This window comes from Luteibacter sp. (genome assembly GCF_036499525.1).
Taxonomy (GTDB): domain Bacteria; phylum Pseudomonadota; class Gammaproteobacteria; order Xanthomonadales; family Rhodanobacteraceae; genus Luteibacter.
On record NZ_DASYDO010000081.1, the window covers coordinates 53,986 to 76,027 of the forward strand.

Below are 22,042 nucleotides of genomic sequence, written 5' to 3' on the forward strand. Positions count from 1 at the left end.
CGGTCCCGTCACGCCTTTAAAACCAATGGCTTGCCACTATCTATCCCACTATGGCAACCGGATGGGCGGGCGATACCGCCGTACAAGACCAGATCGACGCCACCGTGGACGACGCGGTGAAGCGTGCGCGCAGCCGCATGGCGAAGGGGCCAAGCCTCGAACGCTGCGAGGAATGCGACAAGTCGATCCCGGAAGCGCGGCGCAAGGCCGTGCCGGGCGTGAGACTGTGCGTGGTCTGCCAGGAAGAGGCAGACCGTGAGGAAGCCCGTTTCAGCGGCTATAACCGGCGGGGCAGCAAGGATAGCCAGCTGCGGTGACCGGTCGGCCGCGTCGACGGTGCCTGCTTCACCCTCGCCGGCAAGGGCTCTGCGGGCGTCGCTAGGGCGCCGGATATTCCAGGCTCGGGTACCACTTGGGTGAGCGCCCCTGCGGCAGGCAGTCGATCACCGTCCACAGTGGCATCAGGTCGGGTGCACCCCGCGGGTCCTGTCCCGGGTCCATCGTATTGCCGTCCATCTCGCCGGCCCAGAAGTGCCGGATCGTGCCGTCGTGGCGGGTGAAGACATTGAAGGCCGGCTCGTCGCCACCGTCCTTGTCGAGGGCGAAGTAGTCGCGGCTGAAGTTGCCGTTGGCGTCCGAGTAGAGCTTCAGGTGGCGCCAGCCGCGCTCCGTCGCGAACGCCACCATGCGTTCGATGGGCGAGCGTGAAATGACCGCCAGCGCCGTGTTCTGCTCGATGTCGCGCGCCTCGCCGTCCCAGGCGCTGAGCAACGAGGTGCACATGGGGCAGGGACGTTCGCGCTGCGGCCCGAACATCCAGCTGTACGTGACGAGGGTGGATTTTTCGCCGAACAACCCGGTGAGGTCCACCGGGCCGTCCACGCCGACGAAGCGGTAGTCGCCGCGCACTTCGCCGCCGGGCGGCAGGGCGCGGCGCATCTCCGCCACGCGCTCGATATGCCGGCGTAGCTCGATCTCTTCCGCCAGCAGGGACGTGCGCGCCTTGCGGTACTCGGCACTCTCGTTGGGCATGCGAAACGTGCTGCGGGCCGCCAGCTCAGCGGCGGGTACAAGGGGTTGGCTGCTCATTCGACTATCTCCTGCGATCAGTCGCGGTCGGGGGCGCCGAGAGGGAAGAACGAACGGAAAGGCCGGGCCTCGTCGACGGCGCGTGCGAACGAAGGGCGGGCAAGAAGTCGCCGACGATACGCATGCACGTGTTCGAAGCGTGCATCGATGGCGTGAGTCCAGTCGGCGTAGAAGAGGAACGGAGCCGCACCGCAGTCGGCCAGGGTGAAGCGGTCAAGGGCGGCCCATTCGCGCCCGGCCATGTACCTGTCCAGCCAGGCATAAGCCAGCTCCAGCATTCCCCGGGCTTCGGCCACGCCATGCGGATCGCGCTGGCCCTCCTGGCGCATCGCGTTGAAAACGATCTTCTGCTGGGGCGTGGAAATGTAGTTGTCGAAGAAGCGGTCCATGCCCCGGACCTCCAGCGCCTCCTTCGAATCCCTCGGGAGCATCGGCGCCGGTCCCGGGTGGTACAGGTCGAGGTACTCGATGATGCAGGTCGCCTCGGTGATGGCGCGCTTGCCGTCCACCAGTACCGGGAATCGCTTCAGCGGCCAAAGTTCGGCGAACTCCGCGTAAATCTCCGGGTGTTCCGGCGAAAGCATCTTCCACTCGAACGGCGTGCCGTTTTCGTAGAGGGTGATCAGGGCTTTCTGGCAGTAGGACGAGAACGGATGGGCGTAAAGCTTCAGGGTCATCGGAATCACCGGTTTTGGGGGGTACTGACTAAGCGTCGAACGGTTACCTCGAAAATCGACATGAGCCTCCTACCGTTTTTGCACATGTATCAGCGGTGGTTCGGCCGGATGGCCGAAGGTGTCCAGAATGGGCTCCGGCGTATTCTCACCCGCACTTGCTAGCTGGGCGCTTGCATTGCTTGAGGGTCATTCGGTGAACACAACACGCAATCACAGGCTCGCCATAATCGTAGTGCCGATCGTCGCGGCCATCCTAGGCATCGTGGGCGGCAGCACCAGGCCTTTCTGGTGGTGCGAAGTACTTTCCGCTTTCGGTCATGTCTGTGACAAACCTATCGACAACGTCGGGTGGTTGAGCAAATCGGACTTCAACGCGAAGTTTGAGGCTGAAAAGTCCAAGGGGCTATATCCGTACACGATCGAGGGAAAGGTCGCAGATGGAGAGGAAAGGTTTCGTGGGAAGTGGGCGCCCTCCGGGTCGGCTTGCTTCGACGCGCGAAGCATCCTGACGGTCGATGAGTTCATCCAGAAGCAGCAGACATTACTGGCGAAGGGCTATTCGCTTGTATGGGTTTCCAGTTTCGAGCGCTCACCAGGAAAGTTTATTTTCCAAGCGACCTGGACCCAGTCACCCTGTAGAAGTGAGCAAGCCGCAGACGTCGCCGTCTTGTGACCATACGAGGAAGAAGCATGGCCCACTATATCGGTACTGTGATAGCAACATGGTTGGACAACGGGCGCGAGATGCGATTGGAAGCCGATTTCACCTACGTGGATCCCGCCAACCTCACGTGGGTATCTCCGAAAGGAGCGGTCGTGGATGGTGCTTCCATTCCCAGGCCGGCATGGCCATTCATCGGCGGGCCGTTCGAAGGCAGGTACCGTGAAGCTTCTGTCATCCACGATGTAGCTTGTGACCAACGCATCAAACCGTGGCAAGCCGTCCACCGCGTTTTTTATGAAGCAATGCGCACCTCCGGCGTTGATATAGTGCGTGCGAAGATCATGTACGCGGCTGTGCTGGCGGGAGGGCCTCGGTGGACGCGAGCTATTCCTGTCATCGGTCTGCCCGGAACCAACATGAGGCAAAAAGTTGCGCAAGCTATAAATGGAAATTTTTTGCCCGGTGATGGAAGCGGCGCGCTTGTCGCCCTTCCCGGGTTGGAGGACAAGATTTCAGCAGAGAACCCGATTCTCGCGAACTTTCCTGACGACACGCCTGCCACAATCACTTTCTCGCCACAATCGAAGCCAGACCTTTCTGAGCAGGACTTCGCTGAGATCAAAAATCGAATAACAGCGGGGAGCTTGAGTGTCGAGGACATCGAGGCGCAGTTCCTCGGCCCTTAGTTCGCCAGAGAAATGGCGTGCCATGATCGAGCCTCATCCGAGAGCGTCCGAAGGAGGAGCGATCGCAGGCCATGGAACGGCGGCGCAGGCCACGGCCATGCACTTTCGGGTCAGAGTTACGACATCTCACGGGACACGAAGTCTACGGCGTCGGTTCAAGGCCGGCCGAGAGCGCCATCAATGCTGCGAGCACTTGGTCAGTAGAGAAGACATTGTGATCGCCGCCCGGTACAAGCTGGACGCCGGTCCGGACATGCCTCTTCGCCAGCGCGGCGGCGTATGCTCGTGACAACGTCGGCGGAGTGACATTGTCCTTATCGCCGACGACCATGGCGACCTTGAGCCGGGGCGCGACGTGCGCGATGGTGGTCATGGGATCGAGACTTTCGATGTGCGGTAACCACGAGTCCGCGGCAACCAGCGATTTCATGTGCTCATGCCAGAGTGGCACGTTGCAAGGGCACGACACCAGCAGCATCCCATCGAACAGGCCGGGATGCGTGCCGGCCAGGTTCGCGGTGACGGCGGCACCGCCGGAATGTCCTGCGACGATCACCTTCGCATGCGGAAACTGTGTTTTCAGAACCCCGATGGCAGCCGCCACGGTGTCGATACGGTCGGCCGTATAGCTGTCGCCTACCGTCGACCCCGGGTCGCCGTCGGATCGATGGCCCTCCCGGTCTGCGTAACCGGGGCGGAGTATCGCGACGACCGCCGAGTGCTCGATCATGGCCGATGCCCGCTCGGCAACGCCGTACTGGTAGTCCGTGAAGCCGCTCGGGGCATCGCCGTGGAGCACGACGATCAATGTGCGTACGTCGGCCTGCCGCTCGCGCGAGAAGAGCTCGGCGTAGAGGACCCCTGCCGTCGTCTTGATCGGATCAGGCTGCGCCGAGGGCAACCCCGTCGGGGCCGTATCCATGGCGATTGCTTTCGATAGCAGGAAGCAAAGGGCAAGCGCACCTATCGCAAAAATGGTTCTCTTGATCAACTTCATTGCCTGTTCGCCACGCGCCGCGAGTCGTCGGTCTCCCAAGATACTATGATCGAGCCCATCTCGAAGGAGGCGGAATGAGAGTAGCGATCGCAGGCTATGGAACGGCGGGGCAGGCCTCGGCCATCCTCTTATCGGGGCAGGGCCACGATGTCACCGTCTTCGAGCAGAGTCCCACACTGGGGCCGGTCGGCGCGGGTTTTCTGCTCCAGCCTACCGGACTGGGCGTGTTGGAGCGCATGGGGCTGCTGGCCCAGACGGAAGCGCTGGGCCAACGTATCGACGAACTGCACGGGGCGACCCCACATGGCCGGAAGGTGATGACGATGCGCTATGGCGATCGCCGCCCCGGCTGTTACGGCATCGGCATGACGCGCGGTGCCCTTTTCGAGATGCTCCGGAGTGCCCACGCGGAATCCGCGCAGGTTCGCACCGGTACGCGGATCGTCGGGTACGACGCCGATGCGCATACACTCAGCGATAGCTCCGGCCAGGTGTATGGGCCCTACGACCTCGTGATCGCGGCCGATGGTTCCCATTCGGTATTGCGCGCGGGTTTCGGCAAGCATGTGCGGCGCGAGAAGCTCTACCCCTGGGGTGCGATCTGGTGCCTGCTGCGCATCGACGAATGGCCGTCGTCGACCCATCTGCTGCAGCGTTACGCCGGCACGCAGTCGATGATCGGCATGCTTCCGGTCGGAACCAGGCCGGGACACGACGGTCGCTGGCTTACCTTTTTCTACAGTCTTCCCGGTGACGCCGTGGACAGACTCGACGACGCCGGCGTAGCCGACATGAAGACGCGCATCGCGGCGATCTGGCCTGAACTCGTGCCGCACATCGCCCACCTCGAACACACGGAACAGCTACACAAGGCGCGCTATCGCGATGTCGTCCTGGGTCGTCCGCAGCACGGCCGGATGGTGGTGGTCGGGGATGCGGCACATGCGATGAGTCCACAACTCGGCCAGGGCGTGAACATGGCTCTTCTGGATGCCGCCGCGCTTGCCGATGCGTTGGCCGCACACGGCGACCTGGATTCGGTGCTGGATGCGTATCGCCGTGAGCGCCATGCGCATGTACGCATGTACCAGCGCATCAGCCGTTGGCTGACGCCCCTGTTCCAGTCCGACCTCACGTCGCTGGGCCGGTGCCGCGACCTGCTCTTCGGTCCCATGGGGCGCATGCCCGGCGCGCGCGGGCCCATGTCCAGCATCCTTACCGGAGAACTGTTCCTGCCAAACCAGGGACGATCCATACTCGCACGTGCGGAGGATGGACCGCTAACCTCCGCGGATCCGGGATAAGGAGCCGCTCATGAAGCGCCTGCTCATCGGCATGGCATTGTCCGTCGCACTGGCGACGTCCGCCGTCGCCAGCGTGCCCGTGTGGGGTGCGAAGCTGTCGAGCGCCGCCGACACGCCGCCCTCGGCATTGAAGCCCGGAGAATGGATATGGGGTGGCCGCCCCGTGGGTATCGGTCCCATGGCGGTGATCGTAAGCCTCACCGAACAGCGCGCCTACGCTTATCGCAACGGCATCCTTATCGGCGTGACCACGGTGAGCACCGGTAAGAAAGGCCACGAGACGCCCACGGGCGTCTTCACCATCCTCCAGAAGGACAAGGACCACCACTCGAAGACCTACGACAACGCGCCGATGCCTTACCAGCAGCGACTGACCTGGGACGGCGTGGCGCTGCACGCGGGCGGATTGCCCGGTTACCCGGAATCGCACGGCTGCGTGCACATGCCCACCGAGTTCGCCCGCCTGCTGTTCCAGGCGACGAACATGGGCATGACCGTGGTGGTGGCGGAGCAGGGCACGGCGCCGGTGACGGTGGTGCATCCGACGGCGGTGATTCCGATCGACCCGCGCAATGGGTCGGACCTCGACCTTCCGCCGCTGGCTAACGGCGAGCCCTACCGGTGGACGCCGGAGGTGTCGCCGACCGGTCCCATCTCCATGGTGATGAGCGTGACCGATGGACGCGTCATCGTCCTGCGCAACGGCATCGAGATCGGCCGCAGCCGCGTCCAGGTCACCGACCCGCTGACGGGTACCCACGCTTTCATCGTCGCCGCCGGCTATATGCCCGACGCGCCGAAGCGCGCCGGCCTGCGCATGCCGAACTGGATCACCATCGGCATTCCTGGGCATGGCGATGAAGCGGGCAAGGTGGTGGACGAAGCGCTGGTGGACCGCGTGGCGGTGCCGCGCGAGTTCATGGAGAAGGTATTGCCCCTGCTCTCGCCCGGCTCGGTGCTGCTCGCCACCGACGAAAGCATCGAGTCTTCCACCACCGGTGCAAAGGTGAAGGTCATCGATTCGAACCCGCCGGAAGTGTGAGCGTCATCGGAAGGCGAGGCGATGCCGACGCGTGAAGGCCGCGTGAAAACGTGACACGCATCACACTATTGGTGCTAGCGTAACGCGCGCAGGAATTCCGCGTGCATGGGGAGTGCCCCCGCGTGACCGCCCATACTTCCGCCGTGCCGGCCTTCCGGTACCGTGCCTTCCTCAGCTATAGCCACCGGGACGAGACCTGGGCGCGTTGGCTGCACAAGGCGCTGGAAGGTTACGTCGTGCCGCGACGCCTGGTGGGGCAGCGCACGCCGTTCGGACCGGTTCCACGACGCCTCGTCCCCATCTTCCGCGACAGCGACGAACTCGCCACGGCCGGCGATCTCGGTGGAAAGGTGAACGAGGCGCTGGCGGAATCCGCCAGCCTGCTCGTCGTCTGCTCGCCGAACGCGGCAAGCTCGCACTGGGTGAACGAGGAGGTGGCAGCCTTCAAACGGCTCGGACGCGAGGATCGCATCTGTTGCCTGATTGTCTCGGGCGAACCGAACGCCAGCCAGATGCCGGCACGCGAAGCGGAAGAGTGCTTCGCCCCCGCCTTACGCCAGCGCTCGGGCCAAACCGTCGAACCTATCGCCGCCGATGTGCGGCCCGGGAAAGATACGCGAGCTGAAGCGACGTGCCGGCTTGTCGCCGGCATGCTTGGATTGGATCTCGACGCGCTGAAGCGACGCGATTACCAGCGTCGCGCACGTCGCGCCATGATCCTGTCAGGCGTCGCGGTTTGTATCACGGCTATCACGGGCGCGCTGGCGGTGGCCGCGCTGGTGGCGCGCAACGACGCGGAGCGAAGGCAGAAGGAAGCCGAAGACCTGGTGGCTTTCATGCTGGGCGATCTCAACGACAAGCTTGCGCAGGTATCGCGCCTCGACATCATGGAAGCGGTGGACGACAAGGCCATGGCGTATTTCGAGGCGAGGTCCGGCGAGGCTATGGGACCCCGCGCCCTGGAACAGCGCGTGGCGGCCCTCGAAAACATCGGCAGCGTGCGCCTGGACCAGGGAAAGCTCGCCGCGGCGATGACGTCGTACCGAGCGGCGCTGCCACTCGCCGAACGTCTGGCGGCGATCACGCCCAGCACGGAGCGCGTGCTGGCCCACGCCGAGCTGCAGTCGTACATAGGCCTGGTGTACTGGAGGCAGGGAAACCTCGGCGCCGCGCAAGACAGCTTCGTGTCAGCCAACACGATGCTGGACCGCGTGCGCTCGCCAGGAGGGAGTGACCACGCCGTCACCTTCCAGCGCGCTGTGTTCGACAACAACATCGGGAACGTGATGGAGGCACGTGGGAACCTCGAGGGGGCGGACGTCCAGTATCGAAAATCACTCGATGCCGTGCGGCACATCGTGGCCGCCCAACCTGGGAATGTGGAATGGAACGAATGGCTGGGTACGGCTTATAACAACCTCGGAAGGCTCGCGCTTCTTCGCGGGAATCTCAGTGATGCGCTGACGAAATACACGGAAGACGAGCGCATCCAGGTACGCCTCGCTGCCGCCGACCCCAAAGACATGAGTCGCCAGACCAGGGTGCTGACGGCTCATGCCATCGTAGGGCGCACACAGGCTCTCATCGGTGACCTCGCATCGGGCATGGAGCGCCTGCAGCGCGCCCTGGATATAGCGGCACCGATGGCCCTGGTCGACGCCAGCAACGCGGACCTGCAGGAACTGGTCGCGCTGTACGGTACGCAGCTGGCACGGTTACGGCGGCTCGACGGCGACCTGCTCGCAGCCACGCGGCTGGCGACTAAGGCCGAGCTGACTTTCACCCGTCTCATCCGGATGGATCCGAACAACACGGCATGGAAGCGCGAGTACGCCGAGACCCTGATCGAACGTGCCGAGCAGTCGCGCGCCATCGATGATGTCGCCGCGGCGAGGAAACAGGCGCAAGCCGCCGCACATGAGCTGGCTCCCCTGTTCGCCCAGTCACCCGATGACCAGGCCACGCTGCTCGCGATGGCGGCGGGGTGGATGGCGCAGGCCAACGTCGCGACAGATGAAGCAACCGCGCGCGGGCTGCGCGAGAAAGCGTTGCTGGCGCTGGCCTCGGGCAAGCGTGCAGGAGACGATCCACGCCTGCTGGCCCTTAAGACCGAGGCTTTGCTGGCCCTGGGCCGGAAGAGGGAGGCGACACCGACGATAGAGCGGCTGTGGGCAACCGGATACCGCGACTCGGCATTGCTGTCCGTCCTGAGTGCGCAAGAGATCGATTACCCGCCCAACGAAAACTTCCAGCGTCAACTGATGGCTACGGACGGAGGCGCTGGAGGCCGATAGACCCAGAGAGAACACAACGGGAGACCACCATGGCAAATACACCGAGCAGCAAACCATCCGAACCCCGCGCCCAGCCCGTCGATCCCAGGAAACCCGCGAGCGAGGCCAAGGAAAACGCGCAGGGGAACGCTAACCTCAAAACAAAAGGAATCCTGCCGAAATGAAGGTGCCGGCGGCAGGCGTCGACGACATTCATCCACATCTCACGACACCGCCAACGACCCCGCTGGTTGTTGGCGTCACCAGCCATCGCGATATCGCCAGCGACCAGGTCGACGGTATACGACAGCGCGTCCGTGAATTTTTCACGGCATTGAAGGCACAGCTTCCCGACCTGCCCGTCGTGGTGCTTTCATCGTTGGCCGAGGGCGGCGACCAACTCGTGGCGCGGGAAGCGCTGGCGTGTGGCGTGCGCCTGATGGCGCCATTGCCGCTGCCGGCCGACCTCTACATGGACGACTTCGACGACGCGGACGTGCGCCGCTCCTTCGAAGTCCTCCGCGACCAGGCCGAGGTAGTGCTGCTGCCCCGCCTGATGGACAAGCCGCGCCACGTAATCGCAACGCCGGGTATCGAGCGCGATCGCCAGTACGCCACGGCGGGTGTCTATATCGCCAGTCACTGCCACGTCCTGCTCGCGCTGTGGGACGGCAACGACATGGGTGGGTTCGGCGGCACGGCGCAGATCGTGGCGTACCACCTGACCGGCATGTTGCCAGGCCTCATCGTGCGCCACCCGCACAAGCGCCATGTGCTTGCCGGAGGCAACGAAAGCCTGCTCTACCACATCGTCTGCTCGCGCAGCGACGGCGGTCCCGCTCCCGGCCTCCAGCCGCTGGAAGCGGGATGGCGTACTTGCGACGATCCGGCGCTGCACGCGCGCATGCCAGAGGACTTCGTGCTCATGTTCGCGCGCATGGCGGAGTTCAACCTGGAATGTGAGCGGCATGCCGCTCGCATCGCGGCGGTGCCGCGATCGATCCATGGCACGCCTTGCGCCGCCACTGCCCTGATCGAAGAGGTCTTCCATGCCGCGGACTGGCTGGCGGTGCACTTCCGCCAGCGCGTGTTGCTGGCGCTTCGCATCACCTATACGGCTGCCGCGCTGATGGGCATCGCCTTCACCTTCTACGCTCATGTGCCCGCGCACGATTCACTCATCTACCTTTTCCTGCTGCTGTTCGCCACGGGCGGTGCGGTGGCTTTGCTGGCACGACATCGTGGCTGGCACCGCAAGTACCTGGACTACCGGGCACTCGCGGAGGGCCTGCGCATCCAGTCGTGCTGGCGGCGCGCCGGTATCGCGCCCGATGCGGATCATGAGTTCGCGCACGACAACTTCCTGCAGAAGCAGAACATCGAGCTTGGCTGGATCCGGAACGTGATGCGGGCCGCCAGCCTTTACCCGTCCACGCACCCGGACGAGCCAGGTGAGGCGGCGCTCAAGGAAGTCATCGAGGGATGGGTGGGCAGATCGGGAAAATCCGGCCAGCTTGAATACTACGAGCGGAAGACGGCGGAGCGTGCCGGCGTTCACCATGTCACCGCCACGATCGGGCATATCAGCCTGTGGGGCGGCGTGGTCATCAGCGTGTTCCTGGCGATCTTCGCCACGACCCTCGAGGCGGAAACCAAGGTGATCCTGGTGACCGCGATGGCCGTGCTCTCCATCATGGCCGCCGTCCGCGAAGCCTACGCCTACCGCAAGGCCGATCGCGAACTCATCCGGCAATATCGGTTCATGCAGCGCATCTTCGCCAGCGCGCGGGCCGCCCTCGACCGGACGGACGACCCGAACAGGCAGCGGGCGATCCTCCATGCCCTGGGCGACGCGGCACTCACCGAGCATGCGGAGTGGACACTCATGCAGCGCGAGCGCCAGGTCGAACACAGCAAGCTTTGACGGGCAGCCTCACCAGCCGACGCGCGCGAACTCCGACCGCTCCAGCCATTTCTGGAAGCCGACGCTACCCTGTAACGCGCCTTCTCCTGGCACGAGGCTGTATTCGTGGAGCGAGGCGCCGAAGTAGGGTGCGCCGGCATCGGCCTGCACGTCGCAGGGTGCCTCCATGTCGATGACGAAACGCTGGATGAGTTCCGACATCCGTTCCCGCTCGGGTCCGGCGATCTCGATGGAACCATTCAACGGCTCGCCCACCGCCAGGACCGCCATCAGGGCCGCGACGTCGTCGGACGCGACCGGCTGGATGTATGCGGGCGACAGACGCACGATTTGGTCACGCACGGCATTCATGATGATCGCGACGAGAAATTCGTAGAACTGGGTGGCGTGGACGATCGTGAACGGAATCCCGGATGCCCTGATCAGGCGATCCTGCAGCGCCTTGCCGCGAAGGTAGTGGCTGCCCTCCAGGTGCTCCGTGCCGACGATCGACAGCGTGACGTGGTGCTTCACGCCTGCGGCCAACTCGGCTTCAAGCAGGTTCACGATGGCCGTGCGGAAGAAGTCGAACGCCGCTTCATCGTCGAAGGTCGGCGAGTTGGTGACGTCGACTACCACCTCGGCTCCCACCATGCACTCGGCAAGACCCTGCCCGGTGATCACATCCACGCCTGTCGCGCGGGATGCGGCCGACACCTGGTGCCCTTCCGCGCGAAGCCGCTCGACGATGTTCCGTCCGACGAGACCCCTGCCGCCTATGACTACGATATTCATATCCGTCCCTCGTGTGCCGGCCGACCTGGCAGGTCGTTGTGTCACTGGCAGAGTAGGCGCCGCTCGTCCGCCCCGCTAGCCAGCGACCGCAAACCACGGTGTTGCTTATGGGACAACAATCGCCAAAGGAGACCGCGAGTGGCGTTAATCTCTCCCCATCTCATAGGAGCATCCGCAATGACTTCGAATCCAGTGATCGTCGAGGAAACAGGGCAGGGAACGTTCCAGGTCAGGGCACATGGCCAGGGGCCGTCGTTTCTTATCGACGAGCCTCTGGACCTGGGAGGAATGGGCTCCGGCCCAACGCCTTACGACCTGCTCAGTTCGGCCCTCGGTGCGTGCACCGTGATGACCATACGCATGTATGCCCGTCGCAAGGGCCTGCCGCTCGCCCACGTCCAGGCATCGGTGACGCATCGTCGCGACGAAGTCACCTCGCGCGATATTTTCGAACGCAGCGTTTTCATGGATGGCGACCTGACCCAGGCACAGCGGGATCGCCTGTTGGCGATCGCCGAGGCCTGTCCCGTAAGCAAGACATTGCACGCCGGCGCGGAGATCGTCACGCGAGGGGCGCCGCAGGCAGCACCGGTAGTGGACGACCGCCCGTGCGATCGAACCCATCCGCAAGCCATGGACCAGTCCTGCCGTGAGGTGGATCCGACCGCGACCGCCTGAAGGCAGATGCGGTAACGCTAAGCGCTACGCAGGTGCTCTTACGGCATCTCGGAGGCCAGCTTATACGGAACGAACTCCCCGAGAATCGCAAACCCACGGGAGCCGCCGCCGTACCGGTCCACCATCTTCACCGTATCCATCTCGCACAGCTGCGAGCCGAAGGTGTGTGTCACCGGCACGTTATCGGAATTCAGCGAACTGGCTGGTGCTCGAGAGGGCCTCGAGCGCCAGGCTGGTCGACTTAGTGCCAGCGACTGCAGTCGTGGTAACGGCTATCGCAGCGGTCGCGGTCGCGGTCATGGTTGCTGTAACCGTCGTGGCGATATCCATCGTGCGGGCGATGCGGCGAGATGATGCATCCGCTCAGCGATGTCACCGTCACCAGCATGGTAAGCACAAGCATGATGCGTTTCATGTCCGATCCTCCGGCGTGCGTGCAGTCGCACCCTGGAATCAGCGTGGACCGGCCGCCTCCCCTCGGTCAATCGAGGAAACGTCATGCCGCATGTGATGGATCGGTTGCTATTCAGCGATCCGTCGACTGGCGGTCAGGTGTATGAATACTTCAAGAATGATCGCTGGGAAGAAGCGGGCGCATGAAGATCCGTTCACACCGAATTACGCCAGGGGTATTCCTCGCAACGGTACGTTACCGAGGGCCCAGCAGGCCCTCCAGCTTCCCATCCTGGGGCAAGCCACTCAGCTTGATGAGCTTTCCGTCGGCTCCGGATGACACGATGCCGGGTGTTCCCTGGAAGCCGAGCGACAGCATGAGCATCTGGTTCTGGACAAGTTTGCTCTGGATGGCGGAGGAAATCGACTTCGCAGGTTCGATGCCTCCCTGCGAAAACGTCTTTTCGTTCTTCGTGAGGGCAGCTGACGGATCGGCTGCGCCGAGGATGGAGGCGGCCTTGTTCGGGCTGTCTTCCCTGATCACGCCGACAAGCAGGGTTCGAATCTGGACCTTCCCCGCGTCGACCCATGGTCGCGCGGCCTGCCAGAAGTCGTGGCAGTAAGGGCAGTTGGGATCCGTAAAGGCGTAGACGATGCGAGGTGCGTCGGATTTTCCGTCAAGCACCCACGCCGCTTCGGACAGCTCTTTCATGACCCGATCCGTCATCGGCTTGATCGTGAGCCGGGCAACCGTCTTCTCGTCCAGGCGGTGGCCCTTTGTGTCAACCCGCATGCCTACGATGGCATTGCCGTCGGGCGTCACATAGACCGCCATGGGCTGGTCACCGATGACGCCGGCGAAACCCTTGAGGCTTATCCCTGCGTCGAATGCCTTGATGTCGGTCATGCCTTGACCCTGCAACGCCTGCAGGACAGGCGGTTGCGCCTGTTCGGCAGCGGAACTGCAACCCACCATCATCATGGCGCTCATGGCAAGAAGGGCTCGAACGCGGCGTTGCACGTGGATCATGATCACTCCGTTTTTGGTCACGAATCCAAGCAGACCGGCGGGGAGCGCCATTGCTTTCACGTGGCTAGGTGGCAGTCGCCTCCTGCATCATCGGAAGGCGCTACGGTGGCCGCGCATCGGCGCGGCCACCCATGCCCTGCTTACTTACCCTCGGGAACGAGGTTGGCCAGCTTGCCCTTCTTGTCGAACTGGCAGGTGAAATTCTTCTTGCCGTCCATGCCCGCATCGGCCGTGCCGGCAATGGAATAGCCGGCGTCAGCGGGCTGAAGTGGCTGCAACTGGATGTAATCGTTCTTCACGTCGAATTTCTTCGCCGCGGCATCCAGGCATTTGTTTGTCAGCTTGCCGGGGTCGGGCCGATCGGATGCAAAAGCGTGGGAAGTAAAGGCGAGGCCGAGGGAAACGGCCAGCAAGAGGGCGGTATTGCGCATGGATCTTCTCCTTACGAGACGCGGGGCAGGGATCACTGCCGAACCGAGTCTGCCTAGCAATTCCTTGCGGCAGGATGAATCGAGAATGCGGTGTCATCGATGATGAGACGACACATGCCTGGTGTGGCCGTCCGACCCCATGTGCACGCAAAACCGGACAAGCTATATTCGGTGTCGGGTGGCGTCCTTGCCATCACGGGGACCTGACCATGAAGAGTTCGATCGTGCTGGCCCTCGGGCTGGCGGCCATGCTGTGCGGCTCATCCTGGTTGAGCATGGCCAGCACGGTCAGTTTCTCGCCCGGCGCCGGCGGGCTACGACCATAGGTCATGCCGGATCCCCGCTGGTCCCACTGGACGACGCCGGCTCGCCCTTGCACGAAGGCGAAAGACTTTCGTCTCGTGCCGTATGCCGTGCAGGCGCATCCGCAGCGATCGAAGTGTTACTGGAGCACTCCGGGCACGATCCGAACCAGGAAGTGGTGGATGCCGAGTACAAGGTGCTTCGCGAACGCGTGCTCCCGTTGACTCGGGATAAGTAGCGCAACCTGGACTTTTAACGATCTTTCGCGTCGGTCAGCTCCGTGAGTACCTGTTGCGCCAAGGCATGGATATCGCCGCTCGGTTCGGTCGGATACGTCTTCTGTTCGTGCGCCCACTTTTCGCCGAACGCGTACCAGTCGATCCGCTCGGCTTTGCCGCCCGTGCTCAGTGCTTTCTTCAACGAGTCGAAATAGAGCTTCCAGCGCTCGTAGTAGTAGTCGCCCACCAGGCCTTGCCACTCGCGGCGGGCGTAGTCGGCGACGTCCGGCCGGCCCCATACCGTAATTAGCGAGCGCGCGTCGTAGTTGATCGCCGTCCACTCACCGGGGTTCGACGCGTAGGTCTTCGCGCGAGCAAGCCAGGGACCCAGCATGAACTGCCGGTTGGTACCCAGCACGGCATCGAGACGTTTCATCCAGTTCAGCCACTGCTCGCTCAACCGAGCGAACTCGGCCTCGTCGCGGGCTTCAAAGGCCGCACTGATTTTCGGAAGCAACACCCGGCTACGCACCGCCAGTGCCTGGCGTGTGAGGTCGGTCAGGTCGTAACGATAGGCAGTGCTGTTTCGCAGCGCGGGAGCGACCTGGAGCAACTCTGCCAGGGCCCGGTCGATGTGCTCGGGGGCGTAGTCGAGCGGCAGCGTATGCGCATACAGACTCGGCGCGAGTTCGAAGTATCCGGTCTGGTACTTGCTGTCCCAGGTGGCGGGCAGGTGGTAAGCGGTCTGTTGCAGTATGTGCCACGCCGCTACAGCGTGCGAATCCGGCGCGGCGCCGCCGTAACGACGCCACGCCCACTGCCTGAACCATTCGTCGACATCCACTGGTTCCTTGCGCCATGCCAGTTCAGTAAAGAAGGCCATGGCCGCAGGGTTGTTGTCGCTGGCTTCCGGCATCAAGGCGATGCCGTTCATTCGGCTATCCGGTTTCTTCTTCCATTGCCAGAAGCGCTCGTTCCACACTGAAAGATTGGCGCCGATATTGGTGTGACCGCCGAAGTTCCATATCGTGCCAAAGGTATACGGCGTGCCTTTCCATTGGGCCTCGCGATCGGTATCGGCCAGGGTGGCTTCGGATTCACCGTCCACGATCAGCGTATGGGATTTGTCCAGGCCCTCGACGATCGGTGGCAGCGGATTGGTTTCCCAGCCGAGCAGGACCCACGTGGCATGCGGATGGGCCTTGTTGAGCGCCCCTTGGATGCTCTTGGTGGCCGCCGTGAGATCGAGGCCACCGTGATCGCCGCCTTCGATGCCTTCGTGAAGCGGGTCCATCTTGTACATGCTGCTTTCGCCGAACAGCGCCGTCTGCCTGGCGTAGAACTCAGCGGCTACCTTGGCAAACCAGCGATCGTTCGGGTCGAGCCAGTCCGGACGTCGATAGCCATCCCACTCGCCCGTGGGAATGACGTGGGCACCCGGGTTTCGTTTTCCGAAATCGGGCGGCACCGTGCCGTAGAAGCCCGGGAACACCGGAATCATGCCTAGCTCGCGCAGTCGGTCGGCCATCTTGCGGGCGAGGTCTGCTCGCCGGTCGATGACGCCCTGCGCCAAAGGCTGCGGCGAGCAGCACAGGTTTTGCAGCAGCCACCATGGCTGGTGCGCCGCCTGCGGTATCCAGGCGAGCAAGTCGCCACGGCTATAGCCGAAACCCTGGAAGGTCTGTTCGTAGACCTTCTCCTGGCCCTGATAGATGAGCACCTGGTTGATGCCATGCAATGCCAGCACGTCGATCTTGTGCTGCCAGTACTCCCAGGAGGCGTAGGGCTCCGTATACCCCTCATCGACGTCGTTCAGGGCGAAGCGGTTGGCGCCATTGGATTCCCGGACGATCGGCTTCGTGGGCAGGGGCAGGGTGGCGGGTAGATCCAGCTGGTCCCCGGCCAGCGAAATGTTCGCGTGTGCTACGTATTCCAGATACCAGCCAAAGCCGGCGAGCAGTGTGGCTGGGCTGGTGCCTTCGATGACCAGGCGGTGGTTCTGCCCGGTGATGCGGAAATAATCGGCGTTCTCACGCCGGGGTGTCGCGACTAGGTCGACCTGGTCGGCATGGGGATGGCCGATCAGGCGTATCAGTGAGGCGCGTGCTGGGGCCGCGTCGAACACGGTATCGCCGGCGTTCGCGGGCGATGCCATCCACCACATCGTGATAAGGCATAGGGCTGTCATCACGGCCCGGCTCATGCTGCGGTGATACTCCGACGATTTGTTTGAAAGCATTTCGCGTACACCCTCCCGGAAATCAAGATGAGTGAGACCTGTGAGGTCGACCCCGTCCGATACTACGCGCGCGCTGGCCCGGGCTGCGTTGATCATCTTCACAATCTTTGCGCCCACGGCGCGAGTATCTCCGATGATCTCAACCCCCGAACGAGTGGGATCTCGGCTTTCGTCCACCATTAGGATGTCCAGCGGGTGGCTGGGGTTGCTTGTGCGGCAGAAGATCAGCCCCCAAATCCCGTCTGAATCTAGCCATCTGATCGAGAGTTGACACCATGAGCCGTATCGCTATTCCCGACATCGCATCCGCCACTGGCGCCACTGCCGATATCTATGCGCGCGTGAAGAAGATTTCCGGTGGCCGCATCCCCAATACGTATGCCACGCTGGGCTACCTTATGCCGGAATCTTTGGCTGCGGTGCTCGACACCCAGGGCACATTGAACTCGGGCAGCCTGAGCCGGCAAGAGCACGAAGTCATCAAGCTGCTTATCAGTGAGAAGACCGGTTGCGACGTTTGCGTGGCGGCGCATAGCTTCGTGGGCAAACTCGTGGGCCTTCCGGACGAGACGCTGCGTGCGATTCGTGCGGGACAACCCACGGGTGACGCCAAGCGTGACGCCTTGGTGCGTTTCGTGTCCCACCTGCACACCACGAGCGGCACGATCAGCGACGACGAGTTCAATGCCATCCGTGCGGCGGGTTACACCGACAGCCAATTGGCGGAGATATCGCTGACCATGGCACTCGGTATCTTCACCAATACCTTCAATCGTATCAACGGCACCGATGTTGACTTTCCGGCGGTCGACTAACGCGACGAAACCACGAAGATTCTGAAAAACACGCGTAACTACAGACAACACCAAAGCAGATTTGGTAGCGTGTGCTCGTTGCCAGCGTTCTCCGGTGCAGAACCATGCGCAGGCAACCATCGCATATCGCGGTGAAGGCGCGGTCCGAGGGTGGTTGCACACCCCCGGACCGCTAACGACAACCAACGACATAGGTTGATTGACGCTATGCGCATCATAAGGCACTCGCTCGCCCGCCGGTTCCCCACTGGCGACACCCTCACCGGTTACCGGGCCGTCTGGCCCCCTTCCCGACCCGACTGAAGAACGGCGACCCCGTTCTCCCCCAGTTTTTTCTCAGCCGCGCAACCCGGCGCGTTGTCGCGTGGCCGGCTGACCAGAGTTGACGGGGCCGCCACCTACTTCTCCATCGAAATCGCCCGGCGCCCGGTCACGGGCCGCCGGTGAACCCGCGAGTCCGTCGTTTCACTGTTCCACCCGCGGTGCGTCGCCCTCGTGGCGACGTGCCGCACCTCACGGACGCAAAAGATCACAAGGGAGCAAGCCATGAATGCTTTGATCGATCGTCACTTCCACATCGACCCGGACACCAGCGCGCACGATCTGTTGAATGCGGCCAACGAGTGGCTGCAATACACGCAGAGGCTCAATCGGCTACTGATCGACCTAGTTCGTGAGGCTGGCGGCGTGGAGGGTAAACGGATGACTTACGCGCTGGAAACCGTGGACGCACTCATGAGCATTGGCATGCGTTGCGCGGCGGAGGCGCACGGGCGGATGGTGTGGGAACAGTCGCGCTCGGTGGCTGACTTCTCAAGTTAGTTGTTGCTTGGGAGGTTTCATGCCTCGTCCATCCGGCGGCCGTCATCGACGCACCGGTCGATTACTGGCGGCCTTAGCAGGAGGCCGTGATTTTTCGCACCTTGGATTCACAGAGTGATTAGGGCATGGCTGTCGGAGAAGCGAGGTAAGTCCGATCGTGTGGTGAGGGAGCGCCGAAAGTGCGGCGAACAACAGCTGATACCGGCCAACCACCATAATTCCCTGCGGTATCTTGACGGAGACGGCCGTGGATGCGTCTTCTGTCGAGGACACGCCAGCCCCACAACTGCATCATAACGTATTGATACTACGGCAAAGTGTAAGTTGCGGATATTTCCGATACTCCATTCGGCATCCCTCGTCCAGTGAGTCTTTTACGATCCGGTAGTCTCGCAGTACGCGACGCGGATACCATACTGTCGCCAGTCAGGGGTCAAGGAGCAGGGGATGGGCTACCTAACAGATGGAGAGCGCTTGTCGCTGTCCATAAGCGATATGAGTTTGCATGTGGTCGGCCTTGAGGATTTCGAGCCACAGCCGCGTCGTGAGGTTATCGAACATGAAGAATTCTTTGTGGACCGGGTGCGCGGAAACGACATCGACTCCGTGTACGCGTTCAAAGAGGACTCGGTTGTCCGAAGAATTTTGCAGCAGATCGTCTCCGGTGAGCTGAGTTTTGAGGCAGGCGCACAGCAATTAGCGTTTGACTTCTCAAGACTACATGTCGCAACCAGTAAAGAGGGCGCATTCTTCGTATTCGACCTTTCGGCGAATGACGGTGCTCGAATCTTCTGTCTAATCAAGTATGACTATCACGAAGCAATCGAACAGCGAGACGAAGAAGGCAAGAGTGTTCTTCGGCAGATAATCCACGCTTTTGTTAAGGAAAAGCGTGCTGTCCAGAAGTGCTGCCTGATCCGGGTGGTGAACGGTCAGGTTGAGACGGCGGTGGCTGCTCGAGATCGCGTAAAGCCTGCTCCAGAGCTTAGCGACTATTTCTACAACTACCTCGGCGTGATTCGAACAAGAACAGATGTTGATCTGACGCGGGACGTTGTGGAGGTGGTGAGACAGGTGCTCGGCGACTGTAAAGAGCATTTGCCTGAAGGAAATATAGCGGTTGCGTTCAAGCGTGCAAAGAATGCGCTCAGAGAAAGGCAGAACATCACGTACGAGGCCGTCGTGGAGATTGTTGTGAGCGTTGTCGCCGACCCAAATGACGAAGCTGCTTCGATTGCGATGCAACGCTCGCTAAATCGTCGTATGGCCTCTGCTAGATTGGACGGGATTGACTTTTCGCCAAGTGCTGAGGCTCTCGGACGTCCCTCCCAGCGATATATAAGAACGGCCGAAGGTGTGACCATTCAGTATACAGACGGTCCTGGAGCGCCCATCGTTGATCGTGTACAAAACGAAGGTGGGGGCGAGACGATTACAGTGAAGACTGAGCGTGTCGTTGAAGATCGTGTAATTCGTGACCGTTGACGGGCTTGGAACATCCTATGGAATTGGCCGAGCTTGGCTTGTTCATCGATGAATGTCGTAACCGAGGCGGTTGCGATATTGTGGAGTCGCGAGAGTCTGTTGCGCTTTCCAGCTTGAACACCGAGGACGCCAAGTCCGTCATCAATGGTGCAGGTAGCCTCGGGTGGGAATGGTTCGGAATTGACGCGTCAGAGGCGGTGGTTCAGGGTGGAAATCTCATGGATGATCTTGCTCCTTTTCGGGTCGTACTAACAAAGCCGTTAGTACGTGTCGGCGAAGCATGTGTGCTCACCAGGCGCGGTTTCGAGCAATTGTTAGAGTCTTTAGATGACGTCGAAGCATGGCGTATCGCAACACTGGTTGAAGACTTTTCCACCTACTCATCGCGCTTCGTTCGCTGGGGTGCGCCAGAGGATTTTGGCGACCTTCCGGTTTCCATAATGAAGAGTCCACGTAAGTTCGTCCGAGACTTCACTGAGCCTCGCAGGGTGGTTTCAGACATACGGCCATGGCTCCTTCGACAAGGCACTTGGAACATGGACGAACCAATGTTCATGGTCTGGGCTTCTCGGGCTGCGCGGGCATCTCTGTACGCTATATTTGACGAGGTGGAAGGCGAGCCGCCTTCCTTGGTGCTCCGGGGGCCACCCAAACGATCCGTTCCGGTTCCTGCCGGCGACCTACTGGATATCTTGGGAAAGGAGGGCTTTGATAGCTTGCAGGAGGCTGCGATATGGGTCTATGAAATGGCCTCAGAAACCGACATGCGCCATCCATTGATGAGCGCAGAGCTTTCTCGATTGTTCATGCCACCTGAAGCTACCCTTGCTACATTGCGGGTGCAGCTTGTCAATGCGATAGAAGGCGCGAAAACGGCTTACCAACTGGGCATGTCCAAGCTCAGCAGCGATACGCTGAAGATGCTCACCGATTTGCGTAAGAGCGTTATAGATGAGGCTTCGAAAGTAGGTGATGCCACACGGCAACTCGTCGCGACTGTGGCTACGGCCTTGTCAGTCGGTATCGGCTTGGTTGCAGCCCGAGTAGCGGCTGGAGCCGATGGTCGGCTGATTGGTGCAGTGACCGTGGTCATCACGGCGTACGTGCTCGCGGCGATATGGGCGGGGCACCGATCTATCAAATTGCAGAACGACGTAAGGGCTCAGTGGAAGAGCCGAACTTACGGATTCATGGCGACGACGGACTATGACCAGCTCGTAGATGGCCCTGCTCAGAACGCGGCTAATTTATTCTATAGCGTCGCGTGGGCTGCACTTTTCCTTGTTGCTGCCCTCTTCCTAGTCGTCGTCTGGGTAATAACGGTTCCCTTGAGCAGATAGGAGAGCGATCTCAAACTCCATGTGCAACAACCAACTTCGAAGGATAGGCTGTTGCAATGAGAACGTACCAACAGCTGTCCTTGGACGAGCGCGTGGAAACTCAGCAGCGCATGCAGGCTGGTGATAGCTTCCGCGCATAGTCCGTACGCTCGGACGCGCGCCAAGCACGATCAGTCGTGAGCGCCGGCGTGTCCCGGTCAGCAACGACAGTTATCGCGACCAGGCTGCGCACCGCCACGCAAAGACCTGCCGGCGCAAACCGTGCATCGTTCGTAAACTGGATGATCCTGCGTTGTGGAATGCACTGACCGTGTTGCGCGTGGTCCTTGAAACCGCCCAGCTATAAGCTGCTTTCGGATGCCTCTTGCGTGCGTGTCAATGACGGCGTCTCGTTCGGGGTTCAAGGTCACGGCCCCGATGGGTGACCGCCCGGTTCTTCCATGACCAGCGGCCCGGCGTACTAGATGCGCGGTTTCTGGCGGCGTCCATGCGGACCAAGTACGGCATCAGGCCGAGGTCGTCTGGAGAGGTCAATCCGGGTCCTTCAACCGCGTCGCGGACCACTACCGCGGCCGCAACACCGGAGGCCTCACTGGTATTCCGCGCGGAGGGCTTGGCCACTACGGTCCTCGCGGCTCAAAAAATGTCGGGAAGACTCGGTTGCGGTGATGTCCGGAGTGGAGCGGTCGCCGACGAGTTTCTAGCGGATTGCTCTGATCACAAGGTCGTGATCTCGTGCTCAGGATCCGAGTGCCATCCCGTGCGGGCGACACACTAAGCCGCCTACGACGGGCCGCTCAACCGGTCGCAGGCGCCAGGGATTTCAGGCATCCTGCAGCTTCATATGCACGGGAGCGG

The 22,042-nt window shown here is 61.9% G+C and carries 22 protein-coding genes; 12 read left to right on the forward strand and 10 right to left on the reverse strand.

What is annotated here, in order from left to right; genetic code table 11:
* Positions 1 to 50 precede the first annotated feature (50 nt).
* Positions 51 to 317 carry a DksA/TraR family C4-type zinc finger protein gene (locus VGM71_RS17295; protein WP_331547467.1) on the forward strand — a complete coding sequence of 89 codons (267 nt, stop codon included), beginning with the start codon at positions 51 to 53 and terminating at the stop codon, positions 315 to 317.
* A 61-nt stretch (positions 318 to 378) separates the two neighbouring features.
* On the opposite strand, the gene VGM71_RS17300 is transcribed toward VGM71_RS17295, so the two are convergent.
* The gene (locus VGM71_RS17300) at positions 379 to 1,089 is read right to left on the reverse strand and encodes a DUF899 family protein (protein ID WP_331547469.1); all 711 of its coding nucleotides are present in this window, start codon (positions 1,087 to 1,089) and stop codon (positions 379 to 381) included.
* A gap of 17 nt (positions 1,090 to 1,106) precedes the next feature.
* Complete coding sequence (locus VGM71_RS17305) at positions 1,107 to 1,766, reverse strand: glutathione S-transferase family protein (RefSeq protein ID WP_331547471.1); 660 nt, start codon at positions 1,764 to 1,766, stop codon at positions 1,107 to 1,109.
* A 232-nt stretch (positions 1,767 to 1,998) separates the two neighbouring features.
* Here VGM71_RS17305 and VGM71_RS17310 point away from each other — a divergent pair, with 232 nt between their 5' ends.
* The gene (locus VGM71_RS17310) at positions 1,999 to 2,439 is read left to right on the forward strand and encodes a hypothetical protein (RefSeq protein WP_331547472.1); all 441 of its coding nucleotides are present in this window, start codon (positions 1,999 to 2,001) and stop codon (positions 2,437 to 2,439) included.
* A 17-nt stretch (positions 2,440 to 2,456) separates the two neighbouring features.
* Entirely contained in the window at positions 2,457 to 3,116 is a 660-nt protein-coding gene (locus VGM71_RS17315; RefSeq protein ID WP_331547474.1) for a DUF1353 domain-containing protein, read from the forward strand.
* Between the two features lie 142 nt (positions 3,117 to 3,258).
* On the opposite strand, the gene VGM71_RS17320 is transcribed toward VGM71_RS17315, so the two are convergent.
* Positions 3,259 to 4,113, reverse strand: coding sequence for an alpha/beta hydrolase family protein (locus VGM71_RS17320; protein WP_331547476.1), 855 nt, complete (start codon positions 4,111 to 4,113; stop codon positions 3,259 to 3,261).
* Between the two features lie 74 nt (positions 4,114 to 4,187).
* Between VGM71_RS17320 and VGM71_RS17325 the strand changes: the two genes are divergently transcribed.
* From VGM71_RS17325 to VGM71_RS17340, 4 genes are all read left to right on the forward strand, one after another.
* Positions 4,188 to 5,417, forward strand: a complete 1,230-nt coding sequence (locus VGM71_RS17325) for an NAD(P)/FAD-dependent oxidoreductase (RefSeq protein WP_331547478.1) — start codon at positions 4,188 to 4,190, stop codon at positions 5,415 to 5,417.
* A gap of 10 nt (positions 5,418 to 5,427) precedes the next feature.
* Positions 5,428 to 6,459, forward strand: coding sequence for a L,D-transpeptidase (locus tag VGM71_RS17330; protein WP_331547480.1), 1,032 nt, complete (start codon positions 5,428 to 5,430; stop codon positions 6,457 to 6,459).
* A 122-nt stretch (positions 6,460 to 6,581) separates the two neighbouring features.
* Positions 6,582 to 8,753: a toll/interleukin-1 receptor domain-containing protein gene (locus tag VGM71_RS17335; protein ID WP_331547482.1), complete on the forward strand. Its 2,172-nt coding sequence runs from the start codon at positions 6,582 to 6,584 to the stop codon at positions 8,751 to 8,753.
* A gap of 160 nt (positions 8,754 to 8,913) precedes the next feature.
* Positions 8,914 to 10,656 (forward strand): hypothetical protein, encoded by a 1,743-nt coding sequence (locus tag VGM71_RS17340; RefSeq protein ID WP_331547484.1) that lies wholly within the window; start codon positions 8,914 to 8,916, stop codon positions 10,654 to 10,656.
* Between the two features lie 9 nt (positions 10,657 to 10,665).
* On the opposite strand, the gene VGM71_RS17345 is transcribed toward VGM71_RS17340, so the two are convergent.
* Positions 10,666 to 11,430 carry an SDR family oxidoreductase gene (locus tag VGM71_RS17345; RefSeq protein WP_331547486.1) on the reverse strand — a complete coding sequence of 255 codons (765 nt, stop codon included), beginning with the start codon at positions 11,428 to 11,430 and terminating at the stop codon, positions 10,666 to 10,668.
* A gap of 177 nt (positions 11,431 to 11,607) precedes the next feature.
* Between VGM71_RS17345 and VGM71_RS17350 the strand changes: the two genes are divergently transcribed.
* Positions 11,608 to 12,108 (forward strand): OsmC family protein, encoded by a 501-nt coding sequence (locus tag VGM71_RS17350; RefSeq protein ID WP_331547488.1) that lies wholly within the window; start codon positions 11,608 to 11,610, stop codon positions 12,106 to 12,108.
* 38 nt (positions 12,109 to 12,146) lie between these two features.
* On the opposite strand, the gene VGM71_RS17355 is transcribed toward VGM71_RS17350, so the two are convergent.
* The 6 genes from VGM71_RS17355 to VGM71_RS17380 all read right to left on the reverse strand — a co-directional run bounded on the left by VGM71_RS17355 (position 12,147) and on the right by VGM71_RS17380 (position 16,638).
* Complete coding sequence (locus tag VGM71_RS17355; RefSeq protein ID WP_331547490.1) at positions 12,147 to 12,281, reverse strand: hypothetical protein; 135 nt, start codon at positions 12,279 to 12,281, stop codon at positions 12,147 to 12,149.
* 68 nt (positions 12,282 to 12,349) lie between these two features.
* On the reverse strand, positions 12,350 to 12,523 hold the full coding sequence (locus VGM71_RS17360; RefSeq protein ID WP_331547492.1) for a hypothetical protein: 174 nt from the start codon (positions 12,521 to 12,523) through the stop codon (positions 12,350 to 12,352).
* Between the two features lie 234 nt (positions 12,524 to 12,757).
* A complete protein-coding gene (gene dsbG, locus VGM71_RS17365; protein ID WP_331547494.1) occupies positions 12,758 to 13,531 on the reverse strand; it encodes a thiol:disulfide interchange protein DsbG in 774 nt (257 codons plus the stop codon).
* Positions 13,532 to 13,671: 140 nt separating this feature from the next.
* The gene (locus VGM71_RS17370; protein WP_331547496.1) at positions 13,672 to 13,962 is read right to left on the reverse strand and encodes a hypothetical protein; all 291 of its coding nucleotides are present in this window, start codon (positions 13,960 to 13,962) and stop codon (positions 13,672 to 13,674) included.
* Between the two features lie 193 nt (positions 13,963 to 14,155).
* Positions 14,156 to 14,293, reverse strand: coding sequence for a hypothetical protein (locus VGM71_RS17375; RefSeq protein ID WP_331547498.1), 138 nt, complete (start codon positions 14,291 to 14,293; stop codon positions 14,156 to 14,158).
* Positions 14,294 to 14,517: 224 nt separating this feature from the next.
* Positions 14,518 to 16,638 carry an alpha-N-acetylglucosaminidase gene (locus tag VGM71_RS17380; RefSeq protein WP_331547500.1) on the reverse strand — a complete coding sequence of 707 codons (2,121 nt, stop codon included), beginning with the start codon at positions 16,636 to 16,638 and terminating at the stop codon, positions 14,518 to 14,520.
* 359 nt (positions 16,639 to 16,997) lie between these two features.
* On the opposite strand from VGM71_RS17380, the gene VGM71_RS17385 reads away from it, so the two are divergent.
* From VGM71_RS17385 to VGM71_RS17400, 4 genes are all read left to right on the forward strand, one after another.
* Positions 16,998 to 17,537, forward strand: coding sequence for a carboxymuconolactone decarboxylase family protein (locus tag VGM71_RS17385; protein ID WP_331547502.1), 540 nt, complete (start codon positions 16,998 to 17,000; stop codon positions 17,535 to 17,537).
* A 546-nt stretch (positions 17,538 to 18,083) separates the two neighbouring features.
* Positions 18,084 to 18,359, forward strand: a complete 276-nt coding sequence (locus tag VGM71_RS17390) for a hypothetical protein (protein WP_331547504.1) — start codon at positions 18,084 to 18,086, stop codon at positions 18,357 to 18,359.
* A 447-nt stretch (positions 18,360 to 18,806) separates the two neighbouring features.
* Positions 18,807 to 19,844, forward strand: coding sequence for a nucleoid-associated protein (locus tag VGM71_RS17395; RefSeq protein WP_331547506.1), 1,038 nt, complete (start codon positions 18,807 to 18,809; stop codon positions 19,842 to 19,844).
* Positions 19,845 to 19,861: 17 nt separating this feature from the next.
* Positions 19,862 to 21,184 carry a hypothetical protein gene (locus VGM71_RS17400; protein WP_331547508.1) on the forward strand — a complete coding sequence of 441 codons (1,323 nt, stop codon included), beginning with the start codon at positions 19,862 to 19,864 and terminating at the stop codon, positions 21,182 to 21,184.
* The last annotated feature ends 858 nt before the right edge of the window (positions 21,185 to 22,042 follow it).